This is a genomic window from Pelosinus baikalensis, assembly GCF_020819555.1.
In the GTDB taxonomy this organism is placed as follows: domain Bacteria; phylum Bacillota; class Negativicutes; order DSM-13327; family DSM-13327; genus Pelosinus; species Pelosinus baikalensis.
Window position 1 is genome coordinate 1 of record NZ_JAJHJB010000064.1, and the last position, 13,993, is coordinate 13,993.

11 protein-coding genes are annotated in these 13,993 nt (G+C 40.1%); 3 read left to right on the forward strand and 8 right to left on the reverse strand.

Annotated features, from left to right (window positions below; translation table 11 throughout):
- The 5 genes from LMF89_RS23615 to LMF89_RS23635 all read right to left on the reverse strand — a co-directional run.
- The coding region (locus tag LMF89_RS23615; RefSeq protein WP_229537262.1) for a sugar phosphate isomerase/epimerase family protein at positions 1 to 800 on the reverse strand (800 nt) is incomplete at its 3' end.
- A 62-nt stretch (positions 801 to 862) separates the two neighbouring features.
- Positions 863 to 2,626 carry a thiamine pyrophosphate-binding protein gene (locus LMF89_RS23620; RefSeq protein WP_229537263.1) on the reverse strand — a complete coding sequence of 588 codons (1,764 nt, stop codon included), beginning with the start codon at positions 2,624 to 2,626 and terminating at the stop codon, positions 863 to 865.
- An 11-nt stretch (positions 2,627 to 2,637) separates the two neighbouring features.
- Positions 2,638 to 3,621 carry a zinc-dependent alcohol dehydrogenase gene (locus tag LMF89_RS23625; protein WP_229537265.1) on the reverse strand — a complete coding sequence of 328 codons (984 nt, stop codon included), beginning with the start codon at positions 3,619 to 3,621 and terminating at the stop codon, positions 2,638 to 2,640.
- A 112-nt stretch (positions 3,622 to 3,733) separates the two neighbouring features.
- The gene (locus tag LMF89_RS23630; RefSeq protein ID WP_229537269.1) at positions 3,734 to 4,492 is read right to left on the reverse strand and encodes a hydroxymethylglutaryl-CoA lyase; all 759 of its coding nucleotides are present in this window, start codon (positions 4,490 to 4,492) and stop codon (positions 3,734 to 3,736) included.
- Positions 4,459 to 4,653 carry a hypothetical protein gene (locus LMF89_RS23635; protein WP_229537270.1) on the reverse strand — a complete coding sequence of 65 codons (195 nt, stop codon included), beginning with the start codon at positions 4,651 to 4,653 and terminating at the stop codon, positions 4,459 to 4,461. The genes LMF89_RS23630 and LMF89_RS23635 overlap by 34 nt, the downstream gene beginning before the upstream one ends.
- 146 nt (positions 4,654 to 4,799) lie before the next feature.
- Here LMF89_RS23635 and LMF89_RS23640 point away from each other — a divergent pair, with 146 nt between their 5' ends.
- The 3 genes from LMF89_RS23640 (at position 4,800) to LMF89_RS23650 (ending at position 8,610) form a co-directional block, all read left to right on the forward strand.
- Complete coding sequence (locus LMF89_RS23640) at positions 4,800 to 5,708, forward strand: LysR family transcriptional regulator (RefSeq protein ID WP_229537271.1); 909 nt, start codon at positions 4,800 to 4,802, stop codon at positions 5,706 to 5,708.
- Positions 5,709 to 6,030: 322 nt separating this feature from the next.
- Complete coding sequence (locus LMF89_RS23645) at positions 6,031 to 7,353, forward strand: MFS transporter (protein WP_229537272.1); 1,323 nt, start codon at positions 6,031 to 6,033, stop codon at positions 7,351 to 7,353.
- 249 nt (positions 7,354 to 7,602) lie between these two features.
- Entirely contained in the window at positions 7,603 to 8,610 is a 1,008-nt protein-coding gene (locus tag LMF89_RS23650; RefSeq protein WP_229537273.1) for a LacI family DNA-binding transcriptional regulator, read from the forward strand.
- A gap of 267 nt (positions 8,611 to 8,877) precedes the next feature.
- On the opposite strand, the gene LMF89_RS23655 is transcribed toward LMF89_RS23650, so the two are convergent.
- From LMF89_RS23655 to LMF89_RS23665, 3 genes are all read right to left on the reverse strand, one after another.
- Positions 8,878 to 10,110, reverse strand: coding sequence for an NAD(P)-dependent malic enzyme (locus LMF89_RS23655; protein ID WP_229537275.1), 1,233 nt, complete (start codon positions 10,108 to 10,110; stop codon positions 8,878 to 8,880).
- Positions 10,111 to 10,169: 59 nt separating this feature from the next.
- The gene (locus LMF89_RS23660; RefSeq protein WP_229537276.1) at positions 10,170 to 11,381 is read right to left on the reverse strand and encodes an NADP-dependent isocitrate dehydrogenase; all 1,212 of its coding nucleotides are present in this window, start codon (positions 11,379 to 11,381) and stop codon (positions 10,170 to 10,172) included.
- A 79-nt stretch (positions 11,382 to 11,460) separates the two neighbouring features.
- Positions 11,461 to 13,800: a hydratase gene (locus LMF89_RS23665; RefSeq protein WP_229537278.1), complete on the reverse strand. Its 2,340-nt coding sequence runs from the start codon at positions 13,798 to 13,800 to the stop codon at positions 11,461 to 11,463.
- Positions 13,801 to 13,993: the final 193 nt, after the last annotated feature.

Here is a 13,993-nt window from a genome sequence, read left to right on the forward strand (position 1 = left end):
GCAAAATATGTTTTTGCATGTTCTAAGCAGCGGTATGCATGTTCCATATAACCAATTTCCTTCACTCGTACAACGTGTGGCAATTCAATCGAATATGGAACCTCGGGCATTCGATTCATGATACTCGCAATATCAATGCCACCTTCACCGCAATACAAGCGTGCCTCACGAAGGATACGAGTCATCTCTTCTTTCTCTGTTGGAATTTCTGCTGGTGCATCACAAAGATGTGCAAAGTGAAACCATTCCCGCGGTACCTCATCTAAATCCTCAACTTTGTCTCCGGCACGATGAAAATGATGTGTATCAATCATAAGACCTGCATTCTTACGCTTTACAGTACGAAGAACGTCGATTGCTCCAGCAAGGTTCGATACGCTGGCAATCGGAACGTACTCAAGATTGACGGTAAGACCAAGGGGTTTGGCATAATCGCATAGTTCGGCAAAGCGTTCTATGTAATAATTGCGGTCCGAAGTCCAGATACTAGATAAAACTGCACTGCCACCCAATTCAGCCGCTACTTCCATAGCAGGCAGGTATTGCTTTACATCGACATCATCGTGAATGCGGGCCAATTCAATGTCAAGGAGCTTCACGCCTGTATCTGAAAGTGCTTTTTTCGTTTGGCGATATAGTTCCTTATTTTCAGCCAATGCATAGTTGGGTTCACCAGGAAGTCCCATATAAATAGGTCTGAGACTCACAAAATCATAGCCGGATCGCCCTGCGATATACGTCATTTCAGGAGGTGGGCAGCCAAGTACCGTTAGATAGGCTAACGAAAATTGTCTGGGCATTTTCGATTTCTCCTTTTTTCTCTAGCAATTACGATCAATACTTTCTAAAATGAATTCGCACTTTAATTCGTACTTACATGATGCACTTTTTTACCTGGAGAATAGATATCCATGATGTTCCAATGTCCAGCAGTTGGAACCGGATTATTGATCATCGCTGCGTCAATTACAACAGGTTTGTTTAATTCAATGGCCCGTTTGAGAGCTGGTTTGAATTCATCGGCTGCTGTAATTTTGATTCCCTCTACTCCATAGGCACGAGCGATCGCAGCATAATCTGGTGAGTATGGTTTGCCATCTTTTTCAAAGATGGTTCCAAAGGTGGTGTCATAATGTGCTTTCTCTAAGCCGGCAATGGTACCGAAAGCGCCATTATTCATGATTACGAAGATCACAGCGATGTTATCGATGGCAGCGGTAGCCAATACTGCCGGATTTTGACCAAAACCACCATCACCCACTAAGGAAACTACAACTCGCTTAGGATCTGCCACTTTTGCTCCTAAAGCCGCTGGCGCCCCAAAGCCCATCGTAGCCAATCCTCCAGGAGTTAAAATCGTACCAGGTTCATAAATGGGAAATTGTTGACCAACACCATTCTTATTCCAGCCAACATCGGTTGTAATATAAGCATCTCGCGGCAGAACCTCGCGAACATCCGCTAAAATACGTTGTGGACTCATTGGGAAGGCGCTGCTTTGCTGCAACTCTACATTCCCAGCTTGAGAACTTTGACGATTCCCAATGATTTCTTTTCGCAGCACATCATTTTTCTTACCACTTGGATACAGCTTTTTGGCAACCCGATTCAGAACCTTCAATGCCTGCTTCAAATCAGCAGCAGCACCAATTTCCACAGGGTAATTCCGACCGATTTCACTAGGATCAATATCAATTTGAATCAACTTGGTCGGGGGGAAACTAAAGGTGTATTCAGGATACCAAGAGCTGCAGTCAGCTTCCTTAAAGCTAGTGCCTAAACCTAAGATATAATCTGCATTTTTACATTGATCATTGATAAACTTCGTTCCCCAGAATCCTGTCATTCCAAGGATTAGTGGATGTTCATCCGATAGGACACCTTTTCCCATCAGAGAATGAGCCACAGGAATACTTAAGAATTCAGCAAATTCACTCAATTCTTTTGATGCATTGGCTAAGATTATCCCGCCACCAGCATAGATCACAGGGTTTTTAGCCTTCACTAAGGTTTCAATGATCTGGGCTGCTGTTTCATCATCAATGGATGGCTTGGAAATCGTTTTTGTATTGTAATATGTCTTTTCAAACAGTGCAGTATCAATCTCTTTCGAGAACATATCCATGGGTACGGATACTAGTACAGGCCCTGGCCTGCCAGATTCGGCTAACGCAAATGCTTTTTCCATGATTTCCGGAAACAGTTCAGGAATATCTACCCGCCAAGCTCGTTTTACAAAGGGACGATAGATCTCATTCTGGGCAGCATCCGCATGTAAATTGACTTCTTGGTGAGGATGTTTGCCATAATAATGGCTGGGAACATCGCCGGCAATCACAACCATGGGTATCGAATCAAGAGCGGCATTGGCTACTCCGGTTGCTGCATTCGTTAGACCTGGTCCTAGATGGCTGAGAACAACCGAGGCTTGCTTTTTTACTCGGGCATAACCATCAGCTGCATGAGAGGCTATTTGTTCATGACGTACATTAATAAATTTTATTTTTGTACTTTTTTCTAGTTCTGCTAAAAAGGCAATCACAGTATGACCACAAAGACCGAAGATATGCTCTACTCCTCTGTTTTCTAAATACGTCACTAGTTGTTTCGATATTAGTTCTTTCATGTCCATCCTCCTCAAAATTTAAGTGCTATTTTAGCAAAATTACCACTAAGTGCATCTTCAAAAGCTTGATGAAATTCAGTGTAGGGAACAATTTTCGATAAGACAGGCGATAGATCAAAGGTAGAATCTTTAAGGTATTCGATGGCTTCAGCAAAATCTTTAAGTGTGTAAATTATGCTGCCATAAATGGTTACTTCACTGCGCACAATTTTCAGTGCCGGATAATTAACCGGATCACAGGTTATACCAATTGCAACAATAGTGCCGCCAGGTTTTACAATATTCATAGATTGTTCAATGGATTCTGGCACTCCAGCGGCTTCGATAACCACATCAAATAATTCATCTTTAATATCCTTGGGATGCACTGTCCGTACATTTTCACCCAAACGTCGGGCGATAGCCAATTTTGTAGGATTAATATCAATTACAGTAATATTGGCCCCAAACTTATTTGCTAAGGCTACTGAGAATAGGCCTTCCGTTCCGCATCCAACAATGGCCACTGAATTTCCTTTTTGAATATTCGCCTTTTTGAGAGCATGAACAGTAACAGCAAAGGGTTCAATTAATACAGCTCTTTCATCATCGATTCCGTCAGGTACAGGAACTATATATTTAGATTCAATAATAACCTCTTGGGCAAATACACCATCAGAAGATACACCAATCGGTTGTTTCAATGTGCAGATATTGGTTTTTCCTTGGGCACAATATTCACAGGTTCCGCAAAATGTATTTGGGAAAACTACAACTCGAGCTCCCACTTTATGAGGCACATTTTTTCCAGCTTCAATAATCTTCCCTAAGACCTCATGACCAGGACGAAGAGGATAGGCAGCATAACTAATCAAACCTTTATACACCTTAAGATCTGACCCACAAATCCCTCCATAAACTATTTTAAGCTTCACTTCATCCTCGGCAATCGGCGGCAAGGCTTTCGCTTCACGCAGCACCAAATCACTGGGATTATTCAAATATAATTCGAGCATTGTACTCATCTCCTATCATTTTTTATAAATACGGAAAAAACTATGTCTAAATCTTCACTGAGCGTTTGCTCAATATTGAACGTTGTTGGATAATCCTTCATATCTTTCCTACTCAATTCTTTTTCTCTTTTGGCGAATATACTATGTCACTACATTTACCAGCCTTAAGAATGAAGCTTGCCGTGTCATGACCTATCATTTGTTGTATTGAGCGTCCAATCGATAAAACCGCGTCCAAATCGTATCCAGTCTGAATACCCATCTCATGGCACATATGAATTAAATCTTCAGTGGCAATATTTCCTGATGCACCAGGAGCAAAGGGACAACCACCTAATCCTGCAAAACATGCATCATACCTATCGATACCAGCCATCATCCCAGCAATAACATTAGCAAGTCCCATTCCTCTCGTATTGTGAAAGTGTAAAAACCAGTTTACATCTGGGAATTGTTTTTTCACCTTTATACTATATTCATAAACCTGATCGGGATTTGCCATACCTGTGGTATCAGATAAGGACAATTCTTTCACACCAATTTCACGGAAACATGAAATTACGGACAAAACCTGCTCCAAAGAAACTCTGCCTTCCATGGAACAGCCAAAGGCAGTAGAAATCGCTCCAGAAAGCTCGATGCCATTCGCTGCCGCAAACTCTGCACATTCAGAAAAACCTCTTACCACTTCTTCTGGAGTTTTGTTAATATTGGCAAGAGAATGAGCGCGACTGGCAGATGCTGTAAGCTTGGCTTTGGTAATCCCAGCGGCTTTTGCACGTTCTAAGCCGCGCAAATTCATGACTAATACTCGATACTCAACCCCATCAACTCGTTTCATTCTCCTGACAACTTCATCAGTGTCCGCCATTTGAGGCACTGCCTTAGGACGAACAAAAGAACCGACTTCAATAATTTTTGCTCCCGCTTTAATAGATCGATCTTTTGATCCACAGTTAAGAGCATCTTCTCGTTTTGTAAGCCATCTCTAAGTCCTACTTCACAAATAGTAACGTGGGTAGGCCACTTCATATTGCACCCTTCCTTTCAAAATCATACTCTTAATACAATACATTTAAATTCTATCAATTTTCTAAATTTTATATCAAATTCAATATCTTTTCAATCGATAATTATGATATGATTGATAGGTACTAACGATCAAAAGAGGTTTAATTATGGAGATACACCAATTACAATATGTTATTGAAGTTGCAAAACATCGGCATTTCACCCATGCGGCAGAGGAAATTTGTGTAGCTCAATCCTCGTTATCTCAGCAAATCACTAAACTCGAGACTGAACTAGGAGTAAAATTATTTGATCGAACAACGCGAACCGTCCATCCAACCACTGCTGGAGCGGAGTTTATAGTCCATGCTCAAGAAATACTATCTAAAATTGAAACAGCGCAACAATGTATGCAGGCTCATGTTGGACTTACAAAAGGCACAATTAATATCGGTGCAATTACAACTCTCGAAAGTATCGATTTTGTATCACTTATTACTTCTTTTCATAATAGCCATCAAGGGTTATACCTAAATATTGTTACAAGTGGCAGTCATCGGCTTGCTGAACTCCTTCGCACATCTGAAATTAATGTTGCACTTCTTACTCCGCCTGCAAGTGCAATCCCCACTGATGATATTGAATTTTATCCATTGGCCAATGATGAATTTGTCCTTATCACATCTTCTGACCACGCTTTGGCGAAAAAAGGAACTATTGATTTAGCGGAAGCAGTTAACGAAAATTTTATTTTTCCTAGTCCTCACGAGAGCATCTATAATATCTACTCAAGTGCCTGCCGCGATGCTGGTTTTACTCCTAACATTGTATGCCAAAGCAGCCATTGCGAGACAAGCCTTGCTCTTGTTGGTGTAGGAATGGGCATCGCCCTTTTTCCATTAGATATGGTCCTTTCTCGGAAGCAACCAAATATTGCTATTGTCCGACTCTCTAAGCCCATAATTAAACATGTTGCTTTAGCCGTACTTAAGCGATCGTATCAGCCACCAGCAGTAACAGCATTTATCAATTATGTTCTTAGCCAGACTTCTCACAAGTTAAGCACGCTAAAATAATATATCCCATTATATTATAAGCAGAACCCCTATGAGCTTCGCATCTTTATAGTTTTACTTAAAACCAGTCAATTAGCTGACTGGTTTTTTATTTATACCACCTGATTTAGCTATCATATTTCCAATTTATCTATAAAATCCAATTTATACAATATTCTCTTTTTATTACAGAATAATCCTGTAATAAAAATATTATTTTTAAAATTATCTAAATAGTCTAAAACGATTGACAATTGCAAAATAAGTTAATATACTTTTTATTAGATCGATCTAATTAAGCCTTATACACGTGTGTAAAATAAAAAACACAGGAGGAACGCTTATGAATACTTTAGAATCAAGAAACGTAAATCTTAAAACAAATTCATTAGCAAGTAAACCAACGCGTGCTCGCCATGTAGTTCTCTTACTTTTATTTGTTGTAACTGCGATCAATTACCTTGATCGTACGAACATGGCAGTAGCTGCACCAGCAATGAGGGCAGAATTAGGATTTGATGCGGCTACTATGGGTCTTCTCTTTTCTGCATTTGGTTGGACTTATGCGTTCATGCAAATACCTGGAGGAGCCTTTTTGGATCGTGTCGGACCTAGAGTTGCATATCTTTGGTCGTGCGGTTTATGGTCTTTCTTTACTCTTTTAATGGGCTTTGGCAAAAGCTTTACCTCTTTATTTGGTCTTCGTTTGGCCATTGGATTTGCTGAGGCTCCAGCTTTCCCAACAAATAGTCGTGTTGTTGCCTCATGGTTTCCGAAAGAAGAACGCGCTATGGCAACTGCAGTATATACGGCAGGTGAATATGTTGGTTTGGCTTTTCTAACGCCTGTACTCTTTTGGCTGCTCGCTACATGGGGCTGGCCAAGTATTTTCTATATTACTGGCGTTATTGGCATCGCATTTAGTTTTGTATGGTATGTCTACTATCGTGATCCAAAGGATAGCAAGTCTGTAAATCAAGCAGAATTAGACTTAATCCGTGAAGGCGGTGGACTCGGAGAAACTGCCCGCAAAGCAGAAAAATTCCAGTGGTCTGATCTTCGCACACTCACTTCCTATCGTCAATTATGGGGTATTTATATTGGTCAATTCGCTACTGCTTCTACGCTTTACTTCTTCTTAACCTGGTTCCCAACATACTTAGTTACAGAAAAACAGATGCCAATGTTAAAAGCAGGATTTTATGCGTCTGTCCCCTACATTGCAGCATTTATTGGTGTTCTTATCGGCGGCTATTGGTCTGATACTATGTTGAAGAAAGGGTATTCATTATCAGCAGCACGAAAAGTTCCAATTGTTACAGGCGGCTTACTGAGTACTTGTATCGTACTTGCAAATTACTCCAATGATTTTAATATTATCATTTCAATCATGTCCATTGCTTTCTTTGCACAAGGAATGGCCGCAATTGGTTGGGTTGTTGTTGGTGACGTTGCGCCACCTAAATTGGTTGGGCTGGCGGGCGGCGTATTTAACTTCTGCGCTAATATGTCTGGTATCATTACACCAATCGCAATTGGCTTTATTGTACAAGCAACTGGTTCCTTTACTGGTGCTCTTGTATTTATGAGTTTTATTGCCTTACTAGGCGCTTTCTCTTATCTCTTTATTGTAGGTGAAATTAAACGGGTAGGCATAGAAAATTAACAAATTATTAAAAGAGGAGATCAGTTAGCAATTATGCTAGTTGACCTCTTCTTTCCTTTGATCGGTCTTTATAATAATGTCCCCCCTACTGTACAGTTAGTAGATTTACTCTTCATTGACATCTACTAAGTCTTACCATACAATATAATTGCTTATGCAATAATGATTTTCGGATAAATTCCCCATATTAAACTGCAATTAAATTAGCTGACTATCTTAGGAAAATATTAGTACAGGTGGTTATCAGATATGACTCAACATAAACATGTTACCTTACTACAAGTCGCAAAACATGCCGGTGTATCCCGAGCGACTGCCTCTTTAGTTGTACGCGGCAGTAAAAACATTTCTGAGGCAACACGAGAAAAAGTTTTGAAGTCCATCCAGGATTTGGGTTATATTTATGACCGTGTTGCCGCTAATCTTCGTTCAAAATCCTCCTCAACAGTTGGTCTAATTATTATGGATTTGGCTAATCCATTCTATTCGGAATTACTAATAGGCATTCACCAAGAATTGACTAAATGTGGTCAGACTGTCATTTTAGGCACTACTTTCAATTCTTATGATACACAAAGCCGCCTTCTTTCAACCATGCTAGAACACAGAGTTGGTGGAATTATTTTATTCGCTGTTCCTGGAAGTAAAAGTGAAGTCATCGAGCAAATACTATCGTGGGGTATCCCGGTAGTTTTATTAGGCAGAAAAGTCCCAGGAGCCAACTGCGATTATGTAGGTATGGATAATGTGATGGGCGGACAATTGGCTGTAGATCATCTGATACAAAAAGGACATCGCCGGATTGCTTTTTTAGGTGGTCCCTCCCAAATTACCTCTTGGCAGGAACGAAAACAAGGGTATGACAATGCTCATCACAAAGCAGGCATCAACATTGATGCCTCATTAGTAATAGAGGGTCCTGTAACAAGAGAATCTGGTGTAGAGCTGATTCAACAAATTCTGCGTATTCCGGATCCTCCCACCGCTGTTTTCTGTTATAATGATATAATTGCGTTAGGGGTTATGATGAAGCTAAAAGAAATGGGGCTTGTCCCCGGGCGTGATATAGGAATAGTTGGCTTCGATGATATTCCAGAAGCGGTCATGCTATCGCCTAAACTAACAACCATTTCGTCTTTTGCCCGGCTCATGGGTGCGCGGGCTGCCACCCTCTTGCATGAACGTATAGAAGGTCTTAGCATGGAACCACAACGTATTATTCTACAGCCCAAACTCATTGTCCGCGAAACATGCTGATAGGATATTTCTTTTTTCGTATCTAATCTTTACATAAGCCTTTTACCATCTGCTGCTGCAGTAATATCAATACATTCCAGATGAACAATTTAAAAATGATTAACCTCAAAGGTGCATCTCTTTCATTATGGTAGTTGATTTTCGTAACCTTCCTTTTACCATTTCTGAACAAGGGGTGTATTTTATTTGACTTTTTATAAATCAGTTTGTTCTCAATTAACAAACAAAAGGCCTCCTTTGCTAATCATTAACAAAGGAGGCACAACTTTAAGCTATATTAATTCTGGAAATCGAGTTGATCTTTACTTCTTCAGGATCAATAATTGTTCTGGCAACTCCTGTTTTTATCGCTGCTCGGGCTACAGCGGCTGCTACAGCTGGAGCAACCCTTTTATCAAAAACATTGGGCACAACATAATCTTCTCTTAATTCTTCATTTGTAATGATTCCCGAAATTGCATAAACAGCTGCCAACTTCATTTCTTCATTAATTTGACGAGCCGCAACATCAATAGCTCCACGAAAGAGTCCGGGAAAAACGCTCACATTATTAACTTGATTAGGAGAATCTGAACGTCCTGTACCAGCTACTCTTACCCCAATAGCCTTGGCGTCGTTATAATTGATTTCGGGATCAGGATTACACAGGGAAAAAACGATAGAATCTGCATTCATACTCTTAACAATCTCTGTTGTAAATGCACCTGGCTGGGATACGCCAATCAACACATCTGCCCTTTCGGCTATCTCAGCTAAGCCGCCCTGCTTCTTTTCCAAATTAGTTCTAGATAGAAGCGCAGCCTGAACACGGTTAATGCGGGACATTTCCATACCTTCATACATCGCACCTTTGGAATTCATCATAGTAACATGCTTCGCACCAGCATAAAGTAAAAGTTGTACAATGGCTGTACCAGCAGCACCAGCACCATTCACCACAATCTTCACTTCAGCTATTCGTTTTTTTACAAGCCGAAGTCCGCCAATTGTAGCAGCTACAGCAATAATGGCTGTACCATGTTGATCATCATGAAACACAGGTATATCCATTTGTGCCTTGAGGGCATCTTCAATATCATAGCACTTAGGCGAAGAAATATCTTCTAGATTGATTCCTGCAAAATTAGGCTGCAACATCCGAACTGCTTTAATAAATTCACCTGCATCTTTAGTATCAAGGGAAATGGGTATTGCATCTACATCACCAAAGGTTTTATATAGCACAGCTTTCCCTTCCATTACTGGTATAGCCGCCTCTGGACCAATATCCCCCAACCCCAGCACCCTAGTTCCATCAGTAATGACTGCGACCATATTACCCCTGCATGTATATTTAAATGATAAATCCTTATCTCTGTGAATTTCCATACATGGTTCTGCTACCCCTGGTGTATATGCCAAACTAAGATCATAACCATCTTTTAATTCCACCTTGGCAACCATACCTAATTTACCTGTATGTTTTCGATGGTAATGCAATGCCTCATCACGTAAACTCATAGTCTCCCCCCACACCATCATTTTTTATATTTGTTAACCATTAAGCTACATTTTATCCCCTATAATATTGCTGCAAGACGTATATTTACTTCTTTCAAAAAATTTTCGGTATTAACAACTTTTTTCTCCTTGACTTCAGAAAGCTCTGCTAAATCTTTTGTGATTACGCCTTCTTCGATTGTTTGAATTGCAGCTTTTTCCAGTTTAGCAGCAAAATCAACTAACTCATTGATTCCATCAAGTTCTCCGCGTTTTTTCAAGGCTCCTGTCCATGCAAAGAGTGTAGCCATTGAGTTGGTAGATGTTTCTTCCCCTTTGAGATGTTTGTAGTAATGTCTTTGTACTGTACCGTGAGCCGCTTCATATTCGTAATCACCATCTGGAGATACAAGAACAGAAGTCATCATTGCTAAGCTGCCAAATGCACTTGCAACCATATCTGACATTACATCACCATCATAATTTTTGCATGCCCAAATAATTCCACCTTCAGAACGCATAATTCTCGCAACAACATCATCAATCAGTGTATAAAAATACTCAATTTTTGCTGCTGCAAATTTTTCTTTGAAGTCTTTATCAAAAATTTCTTGAAAAATATCTTTGAAGGTATGATCATATGTTTTGGAAATTGTATCTTTGGCTGAAAACCACAGATCTTGTTTTTGATCTAAAGCATAATTGAAGCAAGCTCTTGCAAAGTTTTCTATTGAGGCATCAAGATTGTGAATCCCCATAAGTACACCAGCCCCTTTAAACTCATGGATCACTTTTGAGGTAACTTCACCAGATTCACTAGTGAAGACAAGTTCCGCTTTGCCCTTGCCAGTAAACCGATGTTCAACATTCTTATAGATATCACCATAAGCATGTCTGGCAATCGTAATCGGTTTAGTCCATGGTTTGACAAAAGGTTTAATACTATCAACAATGAGAGGAGTTCTAAAAACGGTTCCATCTAGAATCGAACGAATTGTACCATTTGGACTTTTCCACATCTGTTTCAATTTATATTCTTTCACGCGGTCTGCATTTGGAGTAATCGTTGCGCACTTAACGCCAACTCCATATTTTTTTATAGCTAGTGCTGATTCTTCGGTTACCTTATCGTTCGTTTTATCTCTGTACTCAAGACCCAGATCATAATATTCTGTTTTCAAATCAATATATGGAGTCAGCAGAATGTCTTTTATCATTTTCCAGATAATCCTAGTCATTTCATCCCCATCCATTTCTACTAAGGGGGCAATCATTTTGATTTTTTTAGTCATAGTTAATTCTCCTTCATATTTTTGATAGTAAAACTCCGTCAGATAAAAATGAACGTGTTGATATGTAATCTCTAATTCATTATTCAGCGTAGTAATTAATTAGGCAGCCGGCCAAAATGATATCTCTTTCATCTTGGGAGAGACCTTCGAGTTTCAATTCAATAGGTGCCTTACCACCAGAGTTAATAATATAGGCTTGTACTTTGTCAGCACCATTCTTCACTGCCTCACGAATTCCAGGAATGTATAGGTAATCATCAATAGCAAACTTCGACTTGTCGCTTTCATTAATGGTAAATGGCACGAGTCCCCAATTAATCAAATTACTACGGTATCTTTTAGTCGCATATTCAATAGCAACATTCGCGTCCCCACCCAAAACCTTCTGGCAAGAAGCTGCTTGCTCCCGAGCCGAACCATCACCAGGCTTGATTGCAAAGACAACGCTTCCAAGCCCTGTTTTGCTGATTAACTGTTGTATGTCTTCTGGAGTTCTCTGCCCTTTTTCTAATAAAGGTAAGAATAGTTCATCCATCCCTTTTACATTTTTACCCACAGCTAGAAATGCTTGGCGTTTTAACTCAATTTCCTGAATTTCCTTCGCTCTGCCTACATAAGAAGGGTCTTTACGAGATAAGGTAAACTCCGCAAGTCGCATTGGATTGGAACGATACGATGAAGTTTCACCAGAAGGTATCAATTCATCAGTCGTCGTAACTGGATCATGAATGACTGTGGCTACTTTAAGCAACAAGTTTTCTGTCAATTCACGCATTTTAGGCCATGGGATAATGCCAGGTCCAAAAACTAACTCTTCTTCAGGATGGGGAGTACCAAATCCTTGATATACTCGGTTTTTGTATATTTCTTGGTTGAATTTATATGCTGGTGTTGGTGATAATAATTTTTCAACATCAGTAGCTGCAGTTAATACACCATCATGCAAGGCCGTAGCGGCAATGGAACGAGCATCCATTAGTGCCACAGAGGACAATTGACCATTATCTGGCTTAGACCCCTCACGATTTACGAAATTGCGTGTGGCGTGACGAATGCTAAGAGCATTATTGGCCGGAACATCACCAGCACCAAAACAAGGTCCGCAGAAGGCAGATCGAATGCTAGCCCCTGCAATTGTTAATTTTTCAATAGAACGATTATTCATGAGTTCAAAGAATACAGGTTGACTCGATGGATACACACTCAAAGAGAAATCTCCAAGGGCTTTTTCTCCAAGAATTTGAGCTACAGCCACAATATTTTCATACGTTCCGCCAGCACAACCAGCAACTACAGCCTGATCTACTTTAAGTCGACCATTCACTAACTTATCTGTCAATTTGAATTTTATATTCGGGTTACTAATTTGCTTGCGACCTTCTTCTTCTACTTGTTGTAAAATCGCAAGAGAATTTTCATTAAATTCAGCTATTGTCCATGCGTTGCTCGGATGGAAAGGCAGTGCAATCATCGGCAGAATGCGGCTTAGATCTACCTTAATCAAGCCATCGTAGTAAGTCACTGCTTTAGTATCTAATCTGCGATATGCTTCAGACCGACCATGAATTTTAAAATATTCTTCCACCTGTTCATCTGTGCGCCAAATTGATGTTAAACAGGTCGTTTCAGTGGTCATAACATCAATTCCATTACGATAATCTACTGTAAGATTGCTAACACCAGGTCCTACAAATTCCATGACTTTATTTTTTACAAAACCATTTTTAAAGACAGCCTTAATAATCGCAATGGCAACATCTTGTGGTCCCACGCCTGGCACTGGAGAACCTTCAAGATATACCGCCACTACATCAGGGTAGGCAATATCATAAGTACGTTCCACCAATTGCTTGGCAAGCTCTCCACCGCCTTCACCAATTGCTATTGTTCCTAATGCACCATAGCGAGTGTGACTGTCAGAGCCGAGGATCATTTTACCGCAGCCGGCCATCATTTCTCTCACATATTGGTGAATCACCGCTTGATGAGCTGGAACGAAAATTCCCCCGTATTTTCTAGCTGCTGACAAACCAAAAACGTGATCATCTTCATTGATTGTTCCACCAACAGCACATAGACTATTGTGGCAATTGGTCAGAATATAAGGCACAGGGAATTCCTTCATACCACTCGCAGAAGCTGTCTGGGTAATACCCACATAGGTGATATCATGGGAAGCCATGGCATCAAATTTGATTTTTAGATTTTGTTTGTCATCTATTGTATTATGATCCGTAAGAATTGTATAGGCGATGGTACCAGCACGAGCCTGTTCCCTTTCAATACGACCTGCTGGCAGCGGCTCTAGTCCCTCATGCTTTAAACGATTGTTAACCTCTTCTAAACTTAGCTTATCGGCATCTTCCAAAATCACCTGCCCTTGTAAAAGATAAACCCCTTTATCCAATAACTCAATCATATAAATCCCCCTTCTTTCTGTTTAGCTATTTTATATAAGTACATAAGCACCTACATAATAATAAAGATGTTTTTACCATTCTTGTTATATCACTACATGTAAATTTAATTTTCCATCTCTGGATCATAAAATTTTCCGAACAGCTCTTGGTCAGAAGGTCTATCCTCTGGAATCGGCCTTGATACCCACGTTG